This is a genomic window from Cupriavidus gilardii (genome assembly GCF_013314895.1).
In the GTDB taxonomy this organism is placed as follows: domain Bacteria; phylum Pseudomonadota; class Gammaproteobacteria; order Burkholderiales; family Burkholderiaceae; genus Cupriavidus; species Cupriavidus gilardii_C.
The window spans coordinates 58,473-83,496 of sequence record NZ_JABTYE010000022.1; the positions used below are offsets into that span (position 1 = coordinate 58,473).

At 67.4% G+C, this 25,024-nt stretch carries 15 protein-coding genes, 1 tRNA gene and 1 pseudogene; 9 read left to right on the forward strand and 8 right to left on the reverse strand.

Annotation, left to right across the window (positions count from 1 at the left end; genetic code table 11):
- Positions 1 to 5 precede the first annotated feature (5 nt).
- From HTY53_RS19705 to HTY53_RS19715, 3 genes are all read left to right on the forward strand, one after another.
- A complete protein-coding gene (locus tag HTY53_RS19705) occupies positions 6 to 1,661 on the forward strand; it encodes a ShlB/FhaC/HecB family hemolysin secretion/activation protein (protein ID WP_174108184.1) in 1,656 nt (551 codons plus the stop codon).
- A gap of 192 nt (positions 1,662 to 1,853) precedes the next feature.
- A complete protein-coding gene (gene serS / locus HTY53_RS19710; RefSeq protein WP_174108185.1) occupies positions 1,854 to 3,167 on the forward strand; it encodes a serine--tRNA ligase in 1,314 nt (437 codons plus the stop codon).
- A 109-nt stretch (positions 3,168 to 3,276) separates the two neighbouring features.
- A tRNA-Ser gene (locus tag HTY53_RS19715) sits at positions 3,277 to 3,366 on the forward strand.
- 106 nt (positions 3,367 to 3,472) lie between these two features.
- On the opposite strand, the gene HTY53_RS19720 is transcribed toward HTY53_RS19715, so the two are convergent.
- The 3 genes from HTY53_RS19720 to HTY53_RS19730 all read right to left on the reverse strand — a co-directional run bounded on the left by HTY53_RS19720 (position 3,473) and on the right by HTY53_RS19730 (position 6,954).
- The gene (locus HTY53_RS19720; protein ID WP_174108186.1) at positions 3,473 to 4,417 is read right to left on the reverse strand and encodes an Rpn family recombination-promoting nuclease/putative transposase; all 945 of its coding nucleotides are present in this window, start codon (positions 4,415 to 4,417) and stop codon (positions 3,473 to 3,475) included.
- 184 nt (positions 4,418 to 4,601) lie between these two features.
- The gene (locus HTY53_RS19725; RefSeq protein ID WP_174108187.1) at positions 4,602 to 5,555 is read right to left on the reverse strand and encodes a glutamate/aspartate ABC transporter substrate-binding protein; all 954 of its coding nucleotides are present in this window, start codon (positions 5,553 to 5,555) and stop codon (positions 4,602 to 4,604) included.
- A 136-nt stretch (positions 5,556 to 5,691) separates the two neighbouring features.
- Complete coding sequence (locus tag HTY53_RS19730) at positions 5,692 to 6,954, reverse strand: D-amino acid dehydrogenase (RefSeq protein ID WP_174108188.1); 1,263 nt, start codon at positions 6,952 to 6,954, stop codon at positions 5,692 to 5,694.
- Positions 6,955 to 7,120: 166 nt separating this feature from the next.
- Here HTY53_RS19730 and HTY53_RS19735 point away from each other — a divergent pair, with 166 nt between their 5' ends.
- Positions 7,121 to 8,074 (forward strand): LysR family transcriptional regulator, encoded by a 954-nt coding sequence (locus HTY53_RS19735; protein ID WP_174108189.1) that lies wholly within the window; start codon positions 7,121 to 7,123, stop codon positions 8,072 to 8,074.
- An 18-nt stretch (positions 8,075 to 8,092) separates the two neighbouring features.
- Here the strand turns inward: HTY53_RS19735 and HTY53_RS19740 are convergent, their stop codons facing one another.
- Positions 8,093 to 9,424, reverse strand: coding sequence for an MBL fold metallo-hydrolase (locus tag HTY53_RS19740; RefSeq protein WP_174108190.1), 1,332 nt, complete (start codon positions 9,422 to 9,424; stop codon positions 8,093 to 8,095).
- Positions 9,421 to 11,607 carry a S8 family peptidase gene (locus HTY53_RS19745; protein ID WP_174108191.1) on the reverse strand — a complete coding sequence of 729 codons (2,187 nt, stop codon included), beginning with the start codon at positions 11,605 to 11,607 and terminating at the stop codon, positions 9,421 to 9,423. The genes HTY53_RS19740 and HTY53_RS19745 overlap by 4 nt, the downstream gene beginning before the upstream one ends.
- 674 nt (positions 11,608 to 12,281) lie before the next feature.
- Here HTY53_RS19745 and HTY53_RS24975 point away from each other — a divergent pair.
- Positions 12,282 to 12,704, forward strand: a pseudogene (locus tag HTY53_RS24975) (phosphatase PAP2 family protein); the annotation flags it as partial.
- Positions 12,705 to 12,852: 148 nt separating this feature from the next.
- On the opposite strand, the gene HTY53_RS19755 reads toward HTY53_RS24975, so the two are convergent.
- Positions 12,853 to 14,310, reverse strand: coding sequence for a hemolysin family protein (locus HTY53_RS19755; protein WP_174108192.1), 1,458 nt, complete (start codon positions 14,308 to 14,310; stop codon positions 12,853 to 12,855).
- 311 nt (positions 14,311 to 14,621) lie between these two features.
- On the opposite strand from HTY53_RS19755, the gene HTY53_RS19760 reads away from it, so the two are divergent.
- Complete coding sequence (locus tag HTY53_RS19760) at positions 14,622 to 15,374, forward strand: transporter substrate-binding domain-containing protein (protein WP_254600034.1); 753 nt, start codon at positions 14,622 to 14,624, stop codon at positions 15,372 to 15,374.
- A gap of 157 nt (positions 15,375 to 15,531) precedes the next feature.
- Positions 15,532 to 16,191: an amino acid ABC transporter permease gene (locus HTY53_RS19765; RefSeq protein ID WP_174108194.1), complete on the forward strand. Its 660-nt coding sequence runs from the start codon at positions 15,532 to 15,534 to the stop codon at positions 16,189 to 16,191.
- Positions 16,192 to 16,370: 179 nt separating this feature from the next.
- On the opposite strand, the gene cphA (HTY53_RS19770) is transcribed toward HTY53_RS19765, so the two are convergent.
- Both cphA (HTY53_RS19770) and cphA (HTY53_RS19775) read right to left on the reverse strand, forming a co-directional pair.
- Positions 16,371 to 18,944 (reverse strand): cyanophycin synthetase, encoded by a 2,574-nt coding sequence (gene cphA, locus HTY53_RS19770; RefSeq protein ID WP_174108195.1) that lies wholly within the window; start codon positions 18,942 to 18,944, stop codon positions 16,371 to 16,373.
- A 131-nt stretch (positions 18,945 to 19,075) separates the two neighbouring features.
- Positions 19,076 to 21,724 (reverse strand): cyanophycin synthetase, encoded by a 2,649-nt coding sequence (cphA, locus tag HTY53_RS19775; RefSeq protein ID WP_174108196.1) that lies wholly within the window; start codon positions 21,722 to 21,724, stop codon positions 19,076 to 19,078.
- A 313-nt stretch (positions 21,725 to 22,037) separates the two neighbouring features.
- On the opposite strand from cphA (HTY53_RS19775), the gene HTY53_RS19780 reads away from it, so the two are divergent.
- Both HTY53_RS19780 and HTY53_RS19785 read left to right on the forward strand, forming a co-directional pair.
- Positions 22,038 to 24,380, forward strand: coding sequence for an ABC transporter ATP-binding protein (locus HTY53_RS19780; protein ID WP_174108197.1), 2,343 nt, complete (start codon positions 22,038 to 22,040; stop codon positions 24,378 to 24,380).
- A 12-nt stretch (positions 24,381 to 24,392) separates the two neighbouring features.
- Positions 24,393 to 24,887, forward strand: coding sequence for a DUF1854 domain-containing protein (locus tag HTY53_RS19785; RefSeq protein WP_174108198.1), 495 nt, complete (start codon positions 24,393 to 24,395; stop codon positions 24,885 to 24,887).
- The last annotated feature ends 137 nt before the right edge of the window (positions 24,888 to 25,024 follow it).

Sequence of the window (25,024 nt, forward strand, 5' to 3'; positions counted from 1 at the left end):
ATCCCATGTTTTTCCGCTTCTCCCTTACCGCCATCGCGCTGTCGGTGGCGGCCGTCGCCGCACATGCCCAGACGCTGCCCGACGCGGGCCGCATCCTGCAGGAAATGCCGATTCCCAAGCAGCCACTGCCCGAGCGTCTCGATGTCGAGATCGACAGCACGCTGCCCGAGCCCGACGTCCATGCCGCCGGTCCGCAGGTATTGCTCGAGTCGGTCCGCTTCGAGGGCGCAGAGCATGTCAGCGCCGAGGCATTGCAAGCCGTGGTTGCGCCGGCCCTTGGCAAGCGCTACGACATCAATGGCCTGCAGCGGCTGGCCGTGTATGTCACCCGTTTCTATCGTGAGCAGGGCTATCCGTTTGCCCGCGTCTATCTGCCCGAGCAGCGCATGAGCGACGGCGTGTTGCGCATGGCGGTGATCGAGGGCCGCTATGGCGAGGTCAAGGCGAGCGCCGAAAGCGATTCCAGACTGGCGGCCGATGCCCAGCCTTTCCTGTCCTCGCTGCGATCGGGCGACGTGATCAGCCGCGATGCGCTGGAGCGTGCGGTGCTGATTCTTGCCGACCAACCGGGCATCGACGTGCGCCCGGTGATCCGGCCCGGCGCGGCCATCGGCACCGGCGATCTGGAAGCGCAAGTGGTTCGCACCCGTCCCTGGGACCTGGCTGCGACCTATGACAACTACGGCAACCGCTATTCCGGGCGCAACCGCGTGATGCTGCAAGGCGCCCTGTACAGCCCGTTCCGCTTCGGCGATCAACTCAGCGCCGCCCTGATGGCGACCGACGAGGAACTGTACTTCGGCAGCATCAACTACGCGACGCCGCTGGGCAGCTCGGGGCTGCGAGGCGATATCGGCTTCGCGCATACCGACTACGCGCTGGGCGACCAGTTCGCCGACCTGCGGGCGCGTGGACGCGCGTCGATCTTCAGCGCCGGGCTGTCCTATCCGATCGTCCGCACGAACCGCTTCACCTTGCTCGGCACCGCGCAGTATCAGTTCAAGGACCTGCGCGATTCGTACGAGGCGCTGGACTACCACAGCAAGAAGTCCGTCAACAGCATGGTGCTCGGCATGCGCTTCGATATGCGCGACGGTTTCGGCGGTGGTGGAATTACCTACGGCGCGGTGAACTGGGTGGCCGGTTCGCTCGATATCGACTCGGCGGTTGACCGGCAGATCGATGCGATGAGCGCCCGTACCCAGGGCGGCTTCAACAAGTTCACGCTGGACGTTTCCCGCCTGCAGTCGCTGCCGGCCGGTTTCTCGCTGTATGCGCACGGCTCGATGCAGTTCAGCGACAAGAACCTGGACTCCTCCGAGAGCATCAGCCTGGGCGGCGCCAATGGCGTGCGCGCCTATCCGCAGGGCGAAGGCGTGGGCGACGAAGGCGGTCTGGCCCAGTTCGAACTGCGCTATCGCGCGGGCGATTTCACGCCGTACGCGTTCTGGGATATCGGTACGGTGCGCTACAACCGCAATCCGTGGCAAGCCGCCCAGAACCGCCGTACGCTGTCGGGCGGGGGCCTGGGCGTGCGCTATGCGTATCGTCAGGTGTACGTGGATGGCACGGTCGCGTGGCGCGGCACCGGCGGCGATGCGCAGGCCGATACGCGTCAGCAGGACCCGATGTTCTGGGTCACGGTGCAGTACCGCTTCTGACGCGAAGCCGGGCGCGCCGCGGGCGCGCCCGATGAGGCCCGGGAGCAGGGGCAGGGCCCTGGAGCGGGCGGCGGCGGTCCGGCGCTGCGGCGGTGCAGTAAAATGTGCGATTCGCCCGCGCGTCGGCGCTGTACCTGAGCCGCCGCGCGCGCTGCCGCATTTTCCGACGCCTGTCCCAGATTCCACCGCAATATGCTCGACATCCAGCTGCTCCGCAAAGACCTCGACGCCGTGGCGCAACGCCTCGCCACGCGCGGATTCCAACTCGACCTGGCTGCCTTCCAGGCCCTCGAAAGCGAGCGCAAGCAACTGCAGACCCGCACCGAGGAACTGCAGGCCCGCCGCAATACGCTGTCCAAGCAGATCGGCATGGCCAAGGGCAAGGGCGAGGATGCGTCGGCGCTGATGGCCGAGGTCGGCGGCATCGGCGACACGCTGAAGGAATCGGCGGCGCGGCTCGACGACATCCAGGCCCAGCTGCAGCAGCTGATGCTGTCGCTGCCGAATCTGCCGCACGACAGCGTGCCGGTCGGCAAGGACGAAAACGACAACGTCGAAGTGCGCCGCGTCGGCACGCCGCGCAGCTTCGATTTCCCGGTGCGCGACCACGTCGACGTCGGCGAGCGGCTCGGCCTCGATTTCGAGAGCGCGGCCAAGATCACCGGCTCGCGCTTCGCGGTACTGCGCGGCGGCATCGCGCGCATGCATCGCGCGCTGGTGCAGCTGATGATCGATACCCATACGCTCGAGCACGGCTACACCGAGATGTACGTGCCGTACATCGTCAATGCGGCGTCGATGCGCGGCACCGGCCAGCTGCCCAAGTTCGAGGACGACCTGTTCAAGGTGCCGCGTCAGGTGGGCGGCGAGGGCGCGGACGGCGGCGAGCGGATCGAGAACTACTACCTGATTCCGACCGCCGAGGTCCCGCTGACCAATCTGATGCGCGACGCCATTGCGTCGGCCGACGAGCTGCCGCTGCGCTTCGTCGCCCATACGCCGTGCTTCCGCTCGGAGGCGGGCTCGTACGGCAAGGACACGCGCGGCATGATCCGCCAGCATCAGTTCGACAAGGTCGAGCTGGTCCACATCGTGCGCCCGGAAGAATCGTTCGACGCGCTCGAGCAGCTGACCGGCCATGCCGAGGCGATCCTGAAGAAGCTGGACCTGCCGTTCCGCACCATCGTGCTGTGCACCGGCGACATGGGCTTCGGCAGCACCAAGACGTACGACCTGGAAGTGTGGATCCCCGCGCAGAACACCTATCGCGAAATCAGCTCCTGCTCGAACATGGGTGATTTCCAGGCGCGCCGCATGCAGGCACGCTACCGTGCCGGCCAGGGCAAGCCCGAGCTCGTGCACACGCTGAACGGTTCCGGCCTGGCGGTGGGCCGCACGCTGGTGGCGATCCTCGAGAACTACCAGAACGCCGACGGTTCGGTCACCGTGCCGACCGCGCTGCAGCCGTATCTGGGCGGCCTGACGCGCCTGGAGCCGGAGGCCTGAAGCCGGCGAAGCCGGGAGCAGGAAGTCATGCCAAAAAGGGCGCCAACCCTCTTGCAGTCCGTTTTTGACTTCTCTATAATCTCGGTTTCGCCGCAACGCGACCAGTTCAGGAGAGGTGGCAGAGTGGTCGAATGTACCTGACTCGAAATCAGGCGTACCGGCAACGGTACCGTGGGTTCGAATCCCACCCTCTCCGCCAGTAGTTAGTGCAAAACCCCCGAAGGCCTTGCTTTCGGGGGTTTTTGTTTTGGGCGGTGCTTTCGTCGTCTGAAGCGGCGGGCTGCCTCAATCGATCGATCGGGCCATCAGGCGGCGACCAGTCCTTCAGTGCGGTCACTGAAGACGTCGTCGAGGCATTCGGCCGCACCAAGCCGATCTATCCAGGCTTCAATTTGCGAGGCCTTGGCTGCCGCGATCCGCGACGCGATGTCCGGCGACAGCTGGCCGAAACGCTGACTCAGCACCTTCTGCAGAACGTACGCTTCACCTTCGACCTTGCTGTCCTGCTTCATTTTGTCCAACGACAATACCAGGCTCATATTGACCTCCTTCAGGTTGACCACCTCCGGCAGCAACAGGATCCCGTTGCTCCGACGATGGAGTAGTTGACGCATCCAGATCGAGAAAATCCGGTGCAGTTCGATGTCGCCAGCGATCATCTCGTTCAGTTGATCGACCAGTTCCGGCAAACGATCCAGATCCCCGCGCTCGATCAGGATCACCATGGCCACGCGATTGTTCAGCGCCCGCAGATCGCTGTCCCGATACTGGCTCGTATCGATCAGCAGGTAGGCCAGTTGCGGCTGGAACCTTGCTGCCAACCGGGGAGCGGCAATGACCATCGAGGCCATATCGGTAGGCGCGGTCCACGGTGCTTTTCCCGTGTACATCACCAGCGGCAGCACGGTCGGCAGCTTGCGATCCGCCAGCACGTTCTTGCGGCGGCCAAGGTCCTGATAGAGCAGTCCCATATATTCCATGACGCGGACCGCCATATAGGGGTCGACGGTGCTCTGAAATTCGATCGGCATATAAAGGTAAAGCCGATCGCCATCGGCGCGGACTCGCCAGACGACGTCATTGGCGCGTTGGCGCAGGTTGTCGCCAACGTATTGCGGGGGTATTTTTTCGAGCGTTTCGAAGTCGAGGCTGCGCAGCCAGTCGTTCTGGGTGAACGCGGTGATCAGTTCGCGCACCAGTTCGGGCGTCGAGAACAGCAGCTTGTAGCAAGAGTCGTAGGTCAGAACCATGATCGGCAATACCGTGTTGAGACCTGCGTAGCTTGCCGATCGGCGGACTTGGAAGCTTTTGAAAAATGCACGCACTTTACGTTTCGGCTGGCGGCGCGCGCAGAATGAGAAAAGTCCGCATCGACGCGTCAGCGCCGATGCGGGACTTCCATGCGGACTTCCTGTTGCGAGGAACCGAAAACGCTTACTGGAACGCCTTGTCGTTCGGGTTCGCGAACAGCTCCTTCATCTCGGCCGACAGCGGGTAGTTCATGTTGATGCCGCGCGGCGGGATCGGCGACTGGAACCATTTCTTGTACAGCTGCTCGGCCTTGCCCGACTTCATAAGGTCGGCGATCACGCCGTCGGCCAGCGCCTTGAACTGCGGATCGTCCTTGCGCAGCATGCAGGCGTAGTTTTCCGTCTGCAGCGGCGTGCCGGCCACCGTCCATTCGCCCGGATTCTTGGCCTTGGTCAGTTCGCCGTACAGCAGCGGCTCGTCCATGACAAAGGCGACCGCGCGGCCGGACTCCAGCATCAGGAAGGCCTGGCCGTGATCCTTGGCGCCGGTCAGGTTCATGTTCATCGCCTTCTCGCCGTTCATCTTGACCAGCAGGCGCTCGCCGGTGGTGCCGGCGGTGGTCACCACGTTGCGGCCCTTCAGATCGTCGAAGTCCTTCACGCCCGAGTCCTTGCGCACCAGCATGCGGATGCCGTAGACGAACAGGCTGTTGGTGAAGCCGACCTGCTTCTGGCGCTCGAGGTTGTTGGTGGTCGAGCCGCACTCCAGATCGATGGTGCCGTTCTGCATCAGCGAGATGCGGTTCTGCGAGGTGATCGGAATCATCCGCACCTGCAGGTTCGGCATGTTCAGCTGCGACTTCACCTTGTCGACGATCGCCATCATGATCTCGTGCGAATACCCCATGACCTCGCGGCCATTGGTATAGGAAAACGGGATCGACGATTCGCGATGGCCGAGGGTGATCACGCCGTTCTGCTTGATCTTGGCCAGCGTGTCGTTCTGCTGGGCATGGGCGGCGCCGATGGTGCCGAACGCACCGTAAGCGAGCGCGGCGGTCAGCAGCGCGCCCAGGGCGGAACGCAGCGAACGGCGCGCCTGTCGTGGCGCAGTGCGGGTGGCGGTAGGCAGTTTCATGGTCAGGCTCTCCTTGGTTGTGGAACGGCTCTTGTTGAAACGCAACATCGGGTGGTACTGCTAGCAAGGGCCGTGCAAGCGGCGGCTCGTTGTTCCGCTCTTCTTTTCTATTCGTCCGCCGCTGGCACCGTATCGGCTACGCCAGCGTCGCGCTGTAGTCCGCGGGTTCGACCGCGGGCGGCCGCCCCGCGATCATATCTGCCAGCAGGCTCGCGCTGCCCATTGCCAGCGTAAACCCCAGTCCCCCGTGCCCGATGTTGAGCCACAGGTTACGCAGCCGCGACTGTCCGATCAGTGGCAGACCGCTCGGTGTGGCAGGCCGCAGCCCGGCCCAGGGCTGCAGGTCGGACAAGGGACGGTCGCCGGCAATGCCGCCGAATACCGAGCGGGCTTCGTCCAGCAGCGTCGCCGCCCGGCGTTCGTCGATCCGGGTATCGGGCCGCGTCAGGTCGGCCATGCCGGCCACGCGCAGCGTGTTGCCGATGCGGGCATAGACGATCTTGCGGGCAAAGTCGGTGACGCTGATATGCGGGGCCTGCGCGCCGGTGCCGACGGGCACGGTGATGCTGTACCCCTTCAGCGGCCACAGCGGCGCACGTAGTCCGAGCGGGCGCAGCAGCGTCGCGCTGCCGATGCCGCCAGCCAGCACCACCGCGTCGGCGGCCTCGAAGCCGCCGTCGGTATGCACGCCGCGGGCGGCGTCGCCCTGGCGTTCGATCGCGCGTACCGCGGTGCCGAAGCGCAGCGACACGTTCGGATGCTGGCGCAGCAGATCGGCCAGCCCGACGCAAAAGCGATGGCAGTCGGCCACCTCCTCGCTCGGGGTATGGATGGCGCCGACAATCTGGTCGCGGATGCCGGCCAGCGCCGGCTCGAGCGCCACGCAGGCGTCGCGGTCCAGCGCATGCTGTTCGCTGCCGAGCCCGGCCTGGTAATCCAGCAGCCGGCGCGCCGCGTCGAAGCTGGCGGTGTCGCGGTGGACGATCAGCTTGCCGCGCCGCGCAAAATCGAAGTCGATCTCGTGGCGATCGAGAAAGGCACGCATGCGGTCGCGCGAATGGAACGCCAGCCGCAGCAGCTTGCGCGTCGTCGCATCGCTGCGCGAGGCATTGCAGGCGCCGACGAAGGCGGCCAGCCAGCGCCACTGCGCCGGGTCCAGCCGCGGCCGCCAGCGCAGCGGCGCGTCGCGGCGCAGCAGCCAGCCGGGCACCTTGGCCAGCACGCCGGGACCGGCCAGCGGCGCGACATAGCTGTAGCTGAGCTGCCCGCCGTTGGCGAAGCTGGTCTCCAGCCCGGGACCGTCGCGCCGCTCCAGCACCGTGACCTCATGACCGTCATTGGCCAGTTGCCAGGCGGTGGCCATGCCGACCACGCCGGCGCCGGTGATCACCACCTTCATTGCCGTATCCGTCCCTGCCCATTTGCGATCCGGCAAGGGTAGAGCAGGGCGGCCCGGCTGCCCAATGCGAAGACGTGCCAGAATATGTCTTTCGGCTATACCCTCAGATGGTTCCCGGTTTCCCGGCTTCCCGGCTACCCGGCTTCCCGGATTTCTGCAATTCACCATGCGACTGCGACAAATCGAGGTCTTTCGCGCCGTGATGCTGACCGGCACCGTCAGCGAGGCGGCAAGGCTGCTGCATGTCTCGCAGCCGGTGGTCACGCGCGTGCTGCAGCATGCCGAGGCCTCGCTCGGCTTCCGGCTGTTCGACCGCGCCAAGGGCCGGCTGCGGCCGACGCCCGAGGCCACCGCGCTGTACGGCGATGTCGAGCGGCTATATGGCGAGATCGACCGCGTGCGGCGGGTCTCCGAGAGCCTGCGCCACAAGGGCGCCGGCCGGCTGCGCGTCGCGGCCACGCCGAGCCTGGCGGACCCGCTGCTGGTGCCCGCGCTGCAGCGCTTCTGCGCGCGCCATCCCGACACCCAGGTGCAGGTGCTGACCCACCATACCGACGAAATCGTGCAGGGCCTGCTGCGCAACCAGATCGATATCGGCTTTGCGTTCGCGCCGCCGCCGCACGAGGCGATCGCGGCGCAGACGGTGGCCGAAGGCCGCATGCTGCTGGCGGTGCCGCGCGGCCAGCCGCTGTCTGGCGCGACGCGCCGCACCCCGCTGCCGATGGCGAAGCTGATGGATCGCGCCTTCATCGGCTACGACGACCACAGCTCGCTCGGCCTGATGGTGCGCCAGCTGCTGGCGCGCAATGCGCTGGAGCCGCGTTCGACGTTGGAGGTGCAGACCTACTCGCTGGCGCGCAAGCTGGTCGAGAGCGGGCTGGGGGTGGCGCTGCTCGATCAGTACACCGCGCTGGGCAGCGACCCGCAGGCCGTCTCGCTGCACGAGATCCAGCCGGCGATGGCCTTCGAGATCCAGATGCTGCGCGCCAGCCATCGCGGCATTCCGAGCCTGGCGGACCAGCTGCGCGAGCGCTTTGCCGAAGCGGCGCACGAACTGGCGGGCCAGCTCGACCGGCGCCTGTCCGCGCCGGCGGTGGCCTTCGAACACGCCCTCAAATAGCGGCGCGGATCGCCGGATTCAACGCAGCGTCAGGCTGGCATAGGCGCCGTCGACGAAGCGCACGCGCAGCCGCGGACCGTGCTTGCGCAGGGCGGCGTCGGCCCAGCGCTCGACCTGCTCCATGTGCGCGATATGGCTTTGCTGCGTCTGCGCGGCAGCGGTGGTGTTGAACCAGAACGTAAAGGGCCGCGATTCGGCCTCGGGCGCGCGTGCGCGCTTGTCGGCCGGGCCGACGCGCGCGGCCAGCAAGGCGTCGAGCACCGTCAGTTCCGGATTGGTATGCGCGCCGTTGCCGCAGAACAGGTATTGGTCGGCCGATACCGCTCGGCAGAAGGCCGGCGACATATTGTGCTCGGAGCCGTGATGCTGGACCTTGAGCACATCGACGTGCAGCGCACCGTCGCGCAGCAGATCGGCCTGCTCCAGCCCGGCCAGGATCATGTCGGGATGCGCGTCGCCGGTCAGCAGCACGCGGCGGTTGTCCTCCTCGACCAGCAGCATCAGCGATGCAACATTCGGCGTGGTGACGCCCTGGTACGACGGCGTGCCCTCCCACTCGCGCAGGTCGAACGGATCGTCGGCCCGGCCGCCGGCCATCGCCAGCAGGCCGCTGGCATAGCGGTCGCGAATGGCCTGGGCGCGCAGCCGATTGGCCGGATCGCGCAGCCAGTGATTCCAGCCCTCGCGCAGCCGCTTCAGTTCCGCCGCGGTGGGGCCGAGCACGCGGATGCGCAGCGAACCGAGCGACTGCGCGGGCGCGTCTGGCCGCGCGACGATCAGTTTGCCGGCGGGCGCGGCGGTCAGCGCCGCGGCCTCGCCCAACGGGGCATTCAACGGGATATCGAGCAGATCGGGTTTGACCAGCCGCGACACCCGCAGCGCCTGCGGCACGGAGTTGGCAATGCGCGCGTACTCGCGCCCGAGCATTTCGAGTGGCTCGACATGGCTGGCCCGCAGCGCCCGCGCGCTGGCGGCGAGCAGCGTGTGGATCGGCCCCGCGTTGTCGCCGATCTGATCGCGGAAGGCGTTGTGCCACAGCGCGCCGATTCGCGGCACGCGGCGCGAATCGGGTTTGGCCGGCGGATCGCCGCGCTCGGCGTGGTAGTCGTAGACCTTCCACTCGAGCGCGGCCTCGAGCATCGCCAGCACGCCGCCCAGATGGTCGTCGTCGATATGCGAGACGTAGACCAGATCGAGCATGGCGTCGTCGCGTGCGAGCCGCTCCAGCGACGGTGCGACGAAATCGCGCATCGCGGCGCCGGTGCCGCCGTCGCACAGCATCCGATGGCCCGAGGCCGCCTCGATCAGCAGGCAGTCGCCCTGATAGGACTGGAACAGGCGGATCTTCATGCGCGCCTCCGCGCCGGTGGGTCGCGCCGCTCCCGGCGCTCGTCGAAGGCGCGCGCCTCGGCGATCGCGGCGACCGGGTCGATCAGACCGTAGCCGGCATCGTTGCGCCAGGTGTAGTCGTGCGATGGCAGCGGCCGCGCGGTACGCCGCAGGATGCCCTGGCATTGCGCCGCGGTCAGCGTCGGCTTGGCCGCCAGCATCAACCCGATCACGCCGCAGACATAGGGACTGGCCATGCTGGTGCCTGTCATCGCGACCCAGCCGCCGCCCTCGACGAAGCCGTTGGCCGCCACGATGCCGGTGCCCGGCGCGCAGACATCGGGTTTGTTGCGGCCGTCGCGGGTCGGCCCCTGGCTGCTGGAGATATGGACGCGCGCCTGCGCCACGTCGGCGTTCGCCACGCCGATCACCCAATGTGCGCAGGCCAGCGAATTGATCGAATGCGAATCGACGTTGCTTGCCTCGGCGAAGAACGACGGAAAGCGGTAGGCAGCGAGCTCGCGCCGCCGCTGCAGTTCCATCGGATCGTCGCGCTCGATCCACGCGTGAAAGCGCCCGTCGCGAATCTCGTCGCCGTGCAGCCGCACCTTCCACACGCCGGCCGTGATCGGCGTATAGGCGCGCGCATCGAGGAACGGCGACAGATAGACGCCGATATAGTTGTCGCCGTTGGACGGGTGGTAGAGCTCGTTGTAGACCGACAGCACAGTGCCGTCGGGCAGGCGCCGGTTCTCGATGTACTGCTTCGGCGCGACCTCGTACCACTCGGTCGAGCCGGGCGGCTGCACCGAGACCGTGAAGCGGTCCTGCGCCCCGTACCAGATTTCCAGCTCGTTCTCCGACAGATCGGCGATGCCGTCGCCGACCACGATCCATTCGAGCTCGACGGTCAGGCCGGCGGCCGCAATCCTGCCGCTGGTATGGATGCGGCCCATGATCCAGCCGAAGCGGTCCTCGTCGGTGGGCCGCTCCTGTCCGGCATTGCCGGCCGCGATCGAGATCGCGCGGCCCGGCGTGGCGAGAAACGCGTCGAGCCAGCGGCAGGTGCCGTTGGCACCGTCGTGCGAGCCGCCATTGGTACCCAGGCTGATGTTGATCGACAGCGGCAGGCCCTCGCGCTCGGCCACCGCCAGCAGGTATTCGACCGCATGGACGATGCGCGAGGCGTCGCTGAAGGTCCAGCGGCGCGCGGCATAGTCGTCGCCGGGCGGCTCGACGCTGATCAGCACGCCGGCGATCAGCGCGCCGGGACACAGGCCCTGATTGCCGGCCGCGATGCTGGCCACATGGGTCGCATGCGAGCCGGGCTCCTGCTGGGATTGGCGCTCCAGCTCGGTGGCCGGCGGCCCGCCCTTGCGCGCGGCCTGCAGCGCCGCATTGAGCCGGTCGCGCGTCAGCTCCGCGCCATAGCCGAACGCTTGGGGCGGCGGACGGAAATCGCCACCCTGATCCCAGATCGAGACGAAGCGCGAATTGCCGTCGGCATCGATGAAGTCCGGATGCGAGAAATCGAAGCCGCCCACATCGATGATGCCGATCAGCACGCCGGCGCCGCTTTGCGGCTGCCCGTCGACCGCGACGCGCCGCGGCGTGGGCGCGATCGCGGCGGCGGCCGCCACGTCCGGGTCCGGACCGCGGTCGGGGCGGGGCAGGCGCAGCGACAACGTTTCGCTGCGGTGCACGTAGCGCACGCCGTCGAGCGCGGCCAGCGCCCGCAGCGTGGAGATCGGCACGGTGGCGGCGATGAAATTGCGCCGATGCAGCAGCGGCGTCGCGGGCTGCTGGCCCGGTCGGCGCCGATGGCCCGCTTCGGCCAGCATGCGGTCGATGGCGCGCAGCACATGTTCGGTGTCGTCTGGCGCGCCGGGCTCGCGCGGCTCCGTCTCGACGATCACGTTGATGAAGACGTCGTCGGCCACCGGCATGGCCTGCTGCTTGGGCCGCGTTACGCGGCCGCGATGCACCGTCAGACAGCTGTAATCGCTGAGGCCGGCGGCAAAGCGGTCGCGCTCCTGCTGCTCGACCGTCAGCCGGCGTTCGGCGGGTTCCGGCAGCGCAGGTTTGCGGGTGACCACGCATTGCGAATACTGCGCGCGCAGCTGGTTGACCGGCTCGCTGCCGTTGCTGACCTGTCGCAGCTTCGGATGCAGATGCTGCAGGGGCGGGGTATTGTCGCGTGGCATCGGGGTTCTCTCCTCGTCGCGCTCGCTGCATAGCCTAACGGCTTCGTGCCGGCGCGGCCACTGCAAATTTTTCAAGCGTGAGTTCAGTGCGATTGCGGCGGGGTTGCGGCGTGGCGGCGATCTGCCCGCGCCGCGTTCTATCATGCGCACTGACGCGGTCCCTTGTACTACGACCGGATGACACGGTCGTGGCCGCGATCTACTACGCAAACACGGAACCTGCCCATGCCTGCATTGACGAAGAGATCGAGGACGCGATGGACGAGCTGATCGCCGAGTGGCCCGCCTGGCTGCGCTTCGAGCAGCCCACTCCCGGCCTGCTGATCGGTGCGCTGCTGCTGTTCGTCGTGCTGGCCGTGCTCGGCCTCTGCCTCGTCCGCATCGCGCTGGTACTGATCCATCCCGTGGTGCGGCTGCTCGATTCGCTGCGGCACGTCGCGCACGATGCGCTGCACGCGCGCGCAGGGGATCGCTGGCCGCGGGTGCTGAAACTGCTGGAGCGCGAGGTCGCCGAAATCCTGCTGGTCGCGATCGCGGCTGCGGTGCTGCTTGCCAGCGGCGGCCTGCTGATCTGGCTCGCGGTCGCGGTCGCCGCGGAAACGCCGCTGGTGCGCGTCGACCAGGCGGTATTCGCGTGGCTGCAGCAGGGCCGGCAGGACTGGCTCGACGTCGCGATGACCGCCATCACCGAATTCGGCGGCGCCCGCATCGTGGTGGCGATCGGCATTGCGGTGTTCGGCTGGCTGGCGTGGCGCCGTGCGTGGGCCGCCGCCGTCTATTGGACGATCGCGCTGATCGGCGCGCGTGCCTGCGTGATGGTGCTCAAGTACGGGCTGGCACGCGGGCGGCCGGCCAGCATCTACGGCGGCGTCGAGTCGTTTTCATTTCCGAGCGGACACGCGACCAGCAGCATGGTGACCTACGGCTTCCTGGCCTTTCTGCTGTGCGTGCGGCAGCCCTGGCGCGTGCGCATCCCGGTGCTGGCGGTGACGGCGACCGTGGTGGTGGCGATCGGCCTGTCGCGGCTCTATCTGGGCATGCACTGGCTGTCGGACGTTGTGGCCGGTTACGCGCTGGGCATGGCCTGGATCGTGATGCTGGCGACCGCCTATCTGACGCTGCACGTGCCGGCCAGGCTATCCCCGGCGCCGCTGGCCGGCGTCGCCGCGGCCGCGGCGCTGGCGGCGGGCGCGTGGGTCGCCGTCTATCATCTGCCCCACAACGTGGAGCGCTACCGCGATGCCGCTAAGGCCGTGCCTTCGCTGTCGCCTCCGCCGGCCCCGGCGACCGAGCGGATTCCGGCTCGGCCCGATCGGCCGGCGGAGCGGCCGCCGGCGCCGACTGTGGCGATGCCTGCGGCGACGCCGAGCTGACCGTGCTGCGCGTGCTGCCCGTACCGCCGCCGCCACCGCCACGGCTCGCCGGCAGCCGCGATACCAGCAGCTGGTCGATCTTGTGGTGGTCGATGTCGAGCACCTCGAAGCGGTAGCCGGCGGTCTCGATGAATTCCGACTTCTTCGGGATGCGCTTCAGCGTGTAGATGACCAGCCCGGCCGCGGTATCGACATAGTCCTCGGCGGGCAGCGCCTCGAGGTCCAGCGCCTTCTTCAGGTCGACCAGCGGCGTCACGCCGTCGACCAGCCACGAGTCCTCGTCGCGGCGCACGATCTGCTCGTCCTCGGACGAGTACAGGATGTCGCCCATCAGCGCGCCCACGATATCGTCGAGCGTGACGATGCCGACCACCAGCCCGTATTCGTTCATCACCACCGCGAAGCTCTGGTGCATCTCGCGAAAGCGCGTCATCGCCTCGGACAACGTCAACGTGTCGGGAATCACCAGCACGTTCTTGTCGTAATGCCGCGCCAGGTTGGCGATCGCGGAATCGGCTTCGTCGGCCAGCATCGAGCGCAGGATGTCCTGCGACTCGACAAAACCTTGCACGTCGTCCAGGTCGTGATCGCAGACCGGATATTGCGCGTGCGGATACTTGACCAGCTTGCGCCGCAGGCTGTCGGGGCTCTCGTCCAGCGCCAGGTAGACCACCTCGTCGCGCGGCGTCATGATCGCCGTCACGCTCTTGGAGTCCAGTTCGAACACGTTCTCGATCAGATGGATCTCGTGCTTGAGCAGCACACCGGCCTCGGCGCCGGCATCGACCATGGCCGCGATGTCTTCCGACGTGATCTGCTCGACCGTCTTGGTCGGCAGGCCCAGCAGCCGCAGCGCGGCATCGGCGGCGGCGTTGAACAGCCAGACCAGCGGTTTGAGTACCTTCAGCAGCCACAGCATCGGCCCGATCACCGCCAGCGCGCAGGCCTCGGGGAAGCTCATCGCGATCCGCTTCGGAATCAGGTCGGCGAACTGGATGAACAGCAGCGTGACCACCAGGAAGGAGCCGATATTGGCGGCGCGCTGCGCAACCGTGTCGCTGAAGTAGGGCGACAGCAGCGCGAAGGCAAAGTCGGATAGATGCTTTTCGCCCAGTACGCCGGCGAGGATGGCCACCGTATTGACGCCGATCTGCACGATGGTGAAGAAGTTGCCGGGTTCCTCCTTGAGCAGCATCACCTTGGTCGCGCGCCGGTCGCCACGCTCCGACAGCGTCTGCAGCTTGGTGCGGCGCGCGGCGGTCAGGGCGATCTCGGAGATCGAGAAGAAGGCGCTGATCAGGATCAGCAACAGCAGGATCAGGACGAACATGGCGATGGCGGCAGGGGCCGGTGGCTTGGGGCCGGAGGGGCGCTTCGATGATGGTGCAGGCCGATGCGGACTGTCAATGCGAACGGAACGCCGCCTGGGTCGGCTGTTATATAGCCATTATGAATTGTTATTTTTGATTCGATAGTGGTTGCCTTACTCTGTGCCGGTACGCATGGGGTGCCGAAACGCCGCGGATACGCTGCGGAAGCGCCGTCAGGTGCATGCACTATCATGCCGTCCATCAACTTCGATTGGAGAACTCGATGACCTGGTTTACCGCTGGCTGGATTCGCCCCCTGATCGCGGCCCCGATGCTGGCCCTGGCGATGGCCGGCGCCCATGCCGCCGATCTGCTCGACAGCGTCAAGCAGGCAGGCGTACTGAAGATCGGCCTGGAGGGCACCTATCCGCCGTTCGGCTATCGCGGCGCCAACAATCAGCTCGAAGGCTTCGATGTCGACGTCGCGCGTGCGGTGGCCGGCAAGCTGGGCGTCAAGCCGGAATTCGTCACCACCGAATGGAGCGGCATCATCGCCGGCCTGCAGGCGGGCAAGTTCGACGTGATCGTCAATCAGGTCAACGTGACGCCGCAGCGCAAGCAGGTGCTGGACTTCTCGAAGCCCTACGTCTTCTCGGCCGCGCAGCTGATCCAGCGCAAGGACGACAAGCGCGAGTTCAAGTCGCTGGAGGATCTGAAGGGCAAGCGGCTGGGCGTCAGCCTGGGCAGCAACTACAACGAGCTGGCCAAGTCGGTGGCGGGCATCGACGTCAAGACGTATCCAGGCGCGCCCGAATATCTGCGCGACCTGGCCGCGCAGCGCGTCGATGCCGCGCTGAACGACCGGCTGATGGTCAACTACCTGATCAAGACGTCGAATCTGCCGCTGCGCGCCGGCGCGGTGGTGCAGGGCGGCGATACCGAGGTAGCGATCCCGTTCCGCAAGGACAACCCCAAGTTCGCGCAGGCAATCGACCGCGCGCTGGACGATCTGCGCAAGGACGGCACGCTGACCAAGCTGTCGAACAAGTGGTTTGGCGCGGACGTGACCAAGCCGGTCAAGTAAGCCAGGCCCGCTCGTCCTGGCGTTCGCGGGGGCGACAGACACCAAAGGCAGACGGCAGTGCAATCGCACTGCCGTTTTGTTTTTCAGGGCGCCACTTTATGATTCCGACTTTGCGCGGTCGTTTGCGCCCCCGTTTGCGTTCCTAACCCCGCCCACCATGCCCTCCCTTCAACTGGTAATCGATTCGCTGCCCGTGCTGCTGCAAGGCATGGTGCTGACCATCAAGTTCGCGCTGTCGTCGATGGCCTTCGGGCTGGTGATCGGGCTGGTGGTCGCGCTGATGGGAATCGGCCATAACCGGCTGCTGAAGGCGATCGCGCGCGTCTATGTCAGCGTGATGCGCGGCACGCCGCTGCTGGTGCAGATCTTCGTGGTGTATTACGGCCTGCCGGGCATCGGCATCACGATGGAGCCCACTCCCGCCGGCGTGCTGACGCTGAGCCTGAATGTCGGTGCCTATCTGTCGGAAAGCATGCGCGGCGCGATCCTCGGCATTTCGCGCGGGCAATGGCTGGCGGCCTACAGCCTCGGGCTGACACCGGCGCAGACGCTGCGCTACGTGGTCGGTCCGCAGGCGCTGCGCATCGCGGTGCCGAGCCTGTCGAACAGCCTGATCAGCCTGATCAAGGACACCTCGCTGGTGTCGGTGATCACGGTCACCGAGCTGCTGCGCACCACGCAGGAGCTAATCGCCGCGACCTACCAGCCGCTGCCGCTCTATCTGGCCGCGGCGGCGATCTACTGGGTGTTGAGCACGCTGCTGTCGTTCGTGCAGCGGCTGCTGGAGCGCAGGTTGTCGTTGCCGGGGCGGCATTGAAGGGGCGGTAGGGGAGCGGGCGCTGTTTGCCCTCTCCCCCGGCCCCTCTCCCGCAAGCGGGAGAGGGGAGAACACCGTGCCCGAAAGTTGGAGGTGGCCCCGACCTGCTCCCTCTCCCGCTTGCGGGAGAGGGTTGGGGAGAGGGCAACCAGCGCTGGCACCACCACCGGCGCCCGCCCTCAGCCCGCTTCCGCGATCCGCCTGGCGATGTGGTCCAGCGCTTCCTCGACCTGATCGACCAGGATCAGGCACAGGTCGCCCGGCTGCAGCCGGCCCAGCGCGGTATCGATGGCGAGGAACTCGCCGCGGATCTCGTCGACTGCCTTGGCGCGGGTCGCGCCTTCCAGTCCTTCGCGCAGCAGCGCCAGCACCTCGCCGTCTTCGCGCCCACGCTGACACTGGTCCTGGTACAGCACCACGTCGTCGAACACGCCGCCAAGGATCTGCGTCTGGCGGCGGATGTCCTCGTCGCGGCGGTCGCCGGCGCCGCTGATCACCACCATGCGGCGGCGCGCGGGCATCGTCTCGATCGCGTTGCACAGCGCCTGGATTGCGTCCGGGTTGTGGCCGTAGTCGGCGATCAGCGTGGCGCCGCGGTAGTCGAACAGGTTGAAGCGGCCCGGCGCGCTGGCGGCGTCGCTGACGAAGGTCGCCAGGCCGCGGCGGATCACCGACCAGTCGATGCCCAGCGCCCACGCGGCCGCGGTCGCCGACATCGCGTTCTCGACCTGGAAGCCGATGCTGCCGCCACGCGTCAGCGGAATGTCCTTCAGCGCGATCCGTACCTGGGTATCGCCCTCGGCCGCGACCAGGTCGCCGCCGTCGGTGAACACCACGCGCTTGCCTTGCGCGCGATGCGTCGCCAGCACCGGGTGCTCGGCATCGCGGGCGAAGAAGGTGACCGCGCCAGGACAGGCGTCGGCCATGCGCGCGACCATCGGATCGGCGGCGTTGAGCACCGCCATGCCGTGCGGCGAGACGTTCTGCACGATCACGCTCTTGAGCACTGCCAGGTCTTCCACCGTGCTGATATAGGACAGCCCGAGGTGGTCGCCTTCGCCGACATTGGTCACCACCGCGACATCGCAGCGGTCGAACGCCAGCCCTTCGCGCAGCAGGCCGCCGCGCGCGGTCTCGAAGACCGCCGCGTCGACGTCGGGGTGCATCAGCACGTTGCGCGCGCTGCGCGGGCCGCTGCAGTCGCCGGTGTCGATGCGCTGGCCGTTGATGTAGACGCCGTCGGTGCCGGTCATGCCCATGCGCAGGCCGCTGCCGGCCAGCAGATGCGTGATCAGCCGGACCGTGGTGGTCTTGCCGTTGGTGCCCGACACCGCGACCACCGGAATGCGGCCGTCGTCGCCGTCGGCGAACATGGTCGAGATGATCGCCTCGCCGACCGCGCGGCCCTTGCCGTAGGACGGCTGCAGATGCATGCGCAGGCCCGGCGCGGCATTGACCTCGACGATGCCGCCGGCCTGTTCCTCGAAGGGTTTGAGCACGGTCTCGCAGACCGCATCGACGCCGCAAATGTCGAGGCCGACCATCTGCGCCGCGGCGACCGCGCGTGCCGCCATCTCGGGATGCACGTCGTCGGTGACATCGGTCGCGGTGCCGCCGGTCGACAGATTCGCGTTGTTGCGCAGGATCACGCGCGTGCCCTTGGGCGGCACCGACTCGGCGGTCATCCCCTGCTTGGCCAGCGTGGCCAGCGCGATATCGTCGAAGCGGATCTTGGTCAGCGAGGTCGCATGGCCCTCGCCGCGGCGCGGGTCGCGATTGACCTCGTCGACCAGCTGCCGCACGGTATGCACGCCGTCGCCGATGACCTGCGGCGGATCGCGCCGGGCCGCGGCGACCAGCTGATTGCCGACCACCAGCAGGCGGAAATCGTGCCCGGGGATATAGCGTTCGACGATCACGTCGCTGCTGATCTCGGCCGCGACCTCATAGGCGGCCATCACTTCCTCGCGCGTGCGGATGCGCACCGCGACCCCCTTGCCCTGATTGCCGTCGCGAGGCTTGACCACCACCGGCGCGTCGATTTCCTGCGCGACTTCCCAGGCTTCCTCGGCGCTGGAGACCGAGCGGCCCTGCGGCACCGGCACGCCGGCCGCATGCAGCAGGCTCTTGGTCAGTTCCTTGTCCTGCGCGATCGACTCGGCGACCGCGCTGGTCATGTCGGTTTCCGCGGCCTGGATGCGCCGCTGGCGGCTGCCCCAGCCGAACTGCACCATGCTGCCCTGCGTCAGGCGGCGATAGGGAATGCCGCGTGCGATCGCGGCGTGGACGATCGAGCCGGTGCTCGGTCCGAGGCGCACGTCCTCGTCCAGTTCGCGCAGGCGGGCCAGCGCGCCATCCAGATCGAACGGCGTGTCGTCGCGCGCGGCGATGCACAGCTGCTGCGCGAGATCGAGCGCGAGGCGGCCGACCTCTTCCTCGCTGTACTGGACCACGACCTGATAGGTGCCGGGCTCGACGGTGGGCGAGGTGCGGCTGAAGGTCACCGGGCAACCGGCGGCCGCCTGCAGGCGCAGGGTCGCGCATTCGAGCGCATGGGCCAGCGACGCATCGCCGTGCGCGTCGTCGGGACGCAGCGGGCCGATGTCCGGGAATCGCGCGCGCAGGCGCTCCTCGAAACCCGGCAGGTCCTCGATCGTGCCGGCTTCGTCCGGGCACGCGACGATCGCTTCGATCGCGGTGTGGCGGCACCACAGGTTCGGACCGCGCAGCGCGCGGATGCGAGAGACTTCCATCAATCAGTTTCCTATCGGTCGGCCACCGGCCGGACGGGGCAAGGCCCGCGGCAGGCGACCGTTCAATCCTTCAGCGCTTCAGGGTTTCAGAGCCTCGGAGCCTTGGACCATTGACTATCGATGCCAGCCGATCAACCGCGCCGGGCCGGCTGGCCCAGCCAATGGTGGACCTGGTCCAGCGTGGTGCCGATGTCGGCCTCGTCGGCCTGCAGCACCAGCAGATCGCCTGCCACCAGCTGCGACAGCGCGGCCTCGACGGCCTCGCGCCGGCTGCCTTGATCGATGATCTTGCTGACGCGGCGGCCTTCGTACAGTCCCTTCTTCAGCAGCGCGCGCGCCTCGCTGTCGGGCAGCTTGCGCGCGACGCTGCGGTCTTCGCACAGGAACACGCGATCGAAGGCGGCGCCAAGCGCCTTGCCCTGATCGATCAGATCGACGTCGCGGCGATCGACGCCGGCGCCGAACACCGCCAGCCGCCGCTCCGACGGGAAGCGGTCCAGCGCCTTTGCCAGGGCTTCCAGCGCGGGCGCGTTGTGCGCGTCGTCGACGATCACGGTGGCGCCGTTGCGCTCGAACAGCGTGAAGCGGCCCGGCACGTCGAGCTGGCCGACATCGAAGGTCATCACGCCGGCGCGGATCAGCTCGTGCGAGATGCCCAGCGCCCACGCCGCGGCGACCGCCGCCAGCACGTTCTCGATCTGGAAGCCGACGCGGCCCGCATAGGTCAGCGGAATCGCCGCGACGTCGGCCAGCGGCATTTCGCTGTTGCCGGTGGCCAGCACGATGCGGCCATCGCGCACGTAGACCGCCCGCTTGCCGGCGGCACGGTGCTGCGCGATTGCCGGCAGCTCGGCGCTGCCGCCGAAGAAGATCACGTCGCCGTCGCACAGCTCGGCCATCTCGACCACCAGCGGGTCGCGCGCATTGAGCACCGCGGCGCCGTGCTTGAGCACGACATCGACCTGGGTGCGCAGCACGCTGTACATCTTGTCGGCGTCTTCGATGTAGTAGTGGCCGAGGTGGTCCGGCGTATCGATATTGGTGACCACGCCGACCAGGCAGCGGTCATAGGCCAGGCCCTCGGAGAGCATCGTGCCGCTGTCGTTCTCGAACACGGCGGCCTCGACGGCACGGTTCTTCAGCACGCGGGTGGCGGCCTCCCAGTTGGCGCAGTCGCCGCCCTCCACCAGCCGCCGATCCAGATAGAGTCCATCGCTACAGGCGAGACCCGTATGGCGTCCGGATAGCTGCAGCAGGCGCGCGACCAGCTTGGCCACCACGGTCTTGCCGTTGGTGCCGGTGATGCCAACCACGGGAATGCGGCCGTCGTCGGCCGGCGCGTCGCCGTTCGCCGCCGGCGGGAACAGATGATCGACGATCGCGCGGCCCACCGGGCGCGGTTTGCCCGCCGCCGGCTTCAGGTGCATCAGCAGGCCGGGACCGGCATTGACCTCGACGATCGCGCCGCCCTGTTCGGCCAGCGGGCGCGAGATGTCTTCGGCCACCAGATCGATGCCGGCGATATCGAGTCCGACCACGCGCGCCGCCAGTGCGGCATGCGCGGCAACGCTCGGGTGCACGCGATCCGTGACGTCGAACGCCACGTTGCCGTTGCGCTGGATCAGCACATGACGGCCCTCGGGCGGCACCGACTCGGCGGTAAAGCCCTGGCGCTTCAGTTCGAGGCGGGCGGCCGAGTCCAGCCGCACCTTGTTCAGCGGATGGTCTTCGGTGTTGCCGCGGCGCGGGTCGCAGTTGATCTGCAGGTCGATCAGTTCGTCGATGGTCGACTTGCCGTCGCCGACGACGCTCGCCGATTCGCCCATCGCCGCCGCCACCAGCCGGCCGCCGACCACCAGCAGGCGGTGCTCGTTGCCGGGGACGAAGCGCTCGACGATCACGCCGCTGCCTTCCTCGATGGCCACCGCATAGGCGGTCTGCACTTCCTCTTTGCTGATCAGATTGGTGAACACGCCGCGGCCGTGGTTGCCGTCGTAGGGCTTGACCACCACCGGCACGCCGATCTCTTCGGCGGCCTCCCAGGCGTCGTCGGCGCTGTCCACCAGCCGGCCCTCGGGCACCGGCACCCCGCACGATTCGAGCAGCGACTTGGTCAGGTCCTTGTCGCGCGAAATGCTTTCGGCGATGGCACTGGTGCGGTCGGTCTCGGCGGTCCAGATGCGGCGCTGGCGCGCGCCGTGGCCAAGCTGCACCAGATTGCTGTCGGACAGGCGCAGCGCGGGAATGCGGCGGTCGTCGGCTGCGTAGACGATGCAGGCCGTGCTCGGGCCGAGCCAGTGGCGATCGATCAGGTCGCGCAGTTCGTCCACTGCCGCGTCGACGTCGAAGGCGCGGTCCTCGATCGCGGCCATCACCAGGTCGCGCGCCAGGAACAGCGCGGCGCGGGCCACGCGCTCGTCCCAGGCCGTCACGATCACCTTGTAGACACCCACGATCGGCGTCTCGCGCGCCTTGCCGAAGCCGCCGGGCAGGCCGGCCAGGCTTTGCAGCTCCAGCGTCACGTGCTCCATGATGTGGGCGGGCCACGTGCCTTCCTTCAGCCGCTGCAGGAAGCCGCCCCGTTCGCCGATGCTGCACCGGTGCTCGATCAGCGACGGCAGCCAGGCCGTGAGTCGCTCGTAGAAGCCCGGAATCTTGTTGGAGGGGTACTCCTCCAGTTCTCCGATATCGACCCACGCCTCCAGCACCGGCCCATATGTCCACATATTGGGGCCGCGCAGCGACATGACATCGAATATCTCAATGTCCTTTTTCTTCATTGAATTAGCTTGAGGCATGGGCGATGCGCCCGTGGGGCGGAAGTCTAACCTTTCAGTAACGTTACAGCGTAGACCTGGTTGACTTCCCGACGAAAAAGCGTTTGTGCGCCGCGACAGACGCGCTGCGCCGATGTTGGTTCGATGTGGCTTATGTATACTTGCGCCGCGCTTGCGCCGATCCATCCTGTGACATATCGGCATCCCGGCAGCGCTCGCCATTTTTATTTGTATCAAGACATGTCGTTTCGACCGTCTGCCGACCGCTTGCGCCATGCTCGCGCAGCCCGACAAAACGACGCCTGCTGTGCCGACCATGACCCTAGCCGCTACCCCCGTATCATCGACCTCCACGCTGCCTGACCCCTGGCGCGTCTCGCTGGAGGCCGAACTCGGCCCCCGCCAGGGCGTGCCCGGTGAAACGGTGCTGGCCTGGCTGGAGGTCGATCTCGACCGGCGGCTGCATTTTACAGAAGGCGTGGTGGTTGTCACCGACCGGCGCCTGCTGGCCCGGGAGAACGCGCAGGACGGGCAGGGCGGCTGGCGGCAATGGCCGATCGGCGCCGACCTGACGTTGCACCATGGCGATCATGCCGGGGTCGGCACGCTGGAACTGCAGGACCGCAGCGGCCGGCTGGCGGCCTGGCACTACACGCTCGGCAACAATCCCGCGGCGCTGCGGCTGCTCGACACGTTCAACGCCCAGCGCGACCGGCTCGCCGCCGGCGGGGCCGAGCGCGAGGCGATCGAGGTGGAGGGCGTCTGCCCGACCTGCCGCGCGCCGCTGCCGCCGGGCGAGGACGAATGCCCGCAATGCAGCCGCGAACTGGAGACGCCGCCGTCGACCTGGGCGCTGCTGCGGCTGTGGCGCTTCGCGCGGCCGTACCGGATGCAACTGCTGGCCGGCTTCGTGCTGACGCTGCTGTCCACCGGCGCCACGCTGGTACCGCCGTACCTGACCATGCCACTGATGGACAAGGTGCTGATCCCCTACCAGAACGGCGTGCCGATCGACTACGACCTCGTGCGGCTCTATCTGGGCGGGCTGCTGGGCGCGGCGCTGATCGCATGGAGCCTGGGCTGGGCGCGTACCTATCTGCTGGCGCGGGTGTCCGAGCGGATCGGCGCGGACCTGCGCACGACCACCTATGAGCACCTGCTGAAGCTGTCGCTCGAGTATTTCGGCGGCAAGCGCACCGGCGACCTGATGGCGCGCATCGGCAACGAGAGCGACCGCATCTGCGTCTTCCTGTCGCTGCACCTGCTCGACTTCTTCACCGACGTGCTGATGATCATGATGACCGCGGTCATCCTGATCTCGATCAACCCGTGGCTTGCGCTGGTCACGCTGGTGCCGCTGCCGTTCATTGCCTGGATGATCCATCAGGTCCGCGACCGGCTGCGCCATGGCTTCGAGAAGATCGACCGCAACTGGTCGGAGATCACCAACGTGCTGGCCGACACCATTCCGGGCATCCGCGTGGTCAAGGCCTTCGCGCAGGAGCGCCGCGAGGTCGAACGCTTCCGCGAGGCCAACCGGCACAATCTGGCCATCAACGATCGCGTCAATGCGGTGTGGTCGCTGTTCACGCCGACCGTGACGCTGCTGACCGAGGTGGGCCTGCTGGTGGTCTGGATCTTCGGCATCTGGCAGGTCTCGCGCAACGCCATCACGGTCGGCGTGCTGGTTGCCTTCCTGACCTACATCAGCCGCTTTTACACGCGGCTCGACTCGATGAGCCGGATCGTCTCGGTCACGCAGAAGGCCGCCGCCGGCGCCAAGCGGATCTTCGACATTCTCGACCACGTATCGAGCGTGCCGGAACCGGCGCGGCCCACGGCGCTGCCGCAGGTCAGCGGCGCCATCGAACTGCGCGATATCGGCTTTCGCTACGGCAGCCGCGCGGTGATCCGCGGCCTGGATCTGCAGATCCGTCCCGGCGAGATGATCGGCCTGGTGGGGCATAGCGGTTCGGGCAAGAGCACGCTGGTCAATCTGATCTGCCGCTTCTATGACGTGTCGGAAGGCGCGATCCGCGTCGACGGCGTCGATATCCGTTCGCTGGCGGTGGCCGACTACCGCCGCCATATCGGCCTGGTGCTGCAGGAGCCGTTCCTGTTCTTCGGCACCATCGCCGAGAACATCGCCTATGGGCGCCCCAACGCGACCCGCGCCGAGATCATCGCCGCGGCGCGCGCCGCGCATGCGCACGAGTTCATCCTGCGGCTGCCGCACGGCTACGACTCGCTGGTCGGCGAACGCGGCCAGGCGCTGTCGGGCGGCGAGCGCCAGCGCATCTCGATCGCGCGGGCGCTGCTGATCGATCCGCGCATCCTGATCCTCGACGAAGCAACCTCGTCGGTCGATACCGCCACCGAGAAGGAAATCCAGAAGGCGCTGGACAACCTGGTGCAGGGCCGCACCACCATCGCGATCGCGCACCGGCTGTCGACGCTGCGCAAGGCCGACCGTCTGGTGGTGATGGACCGCGGCCGCATCGTCGAAGTCGGCCCGCACGACGAGCTGATGGCGCGCGAAGGCGCCTACTACAGGCTGTATCAGGCGCAGGCGCGCAATGTCGATACGGATCCGGACGATCCGGTCGAGGTCACGACCGTCGCTCCCCATGTCACGGCCAGCGCCGTCGTCGCGCAATAAGGAAGTCCGATCATGCAAGCAAGCGAATCGACGACTGCAGTCACGTTCCCGTTCACGCTGTCGCGCAATCCTTTCGGCCGTCTCGTGATGACGACTGCGGACGGCGGCGTGCATGAAGGCGTGGTGGCCGTGCGCGCGTTCCCGATCACCGCGCCGGACGACGGCATCGCACTGGTCAGCGCCGATGGCCACGAGCTGGCCTGGATCGAGCGGCTGGAGGATCTGCCGGCCGACACGCGTGCAATCGTGGAGGAAGAGCTGGCCGGGCGCGAGTTCATGCCCGAGATCCGCCGCATCGTCAGCGTGTCGACCTTTGCCACGCCGAGCACCTGGGAGGTGGAAACCGATCGCGGCCGGACGCGGCTGGTGCTGCGCGGCGAGGAGGATATCCGTCGGCTGGCGGGCAGCACGCTGCTGATCTCCGACAGCCACGGCATCCACTATCTGATCCGCAGCCTGCAGTCGCTCGACAAGGCCAGCCGCAAGCTGATCGACCGCTTCCTGTAGCGGTCGGCTGCCACGTCGAGCCGGCCGCTACCGCTGCGGCTCTTGCGCCGCACAAGCGAAATATCCAGATACAAAGCTGCGTTGCCGCCTCGCGCCGCCGGGTGTAACTTGCCATCGCTGTCCCAACCAACAAGGAG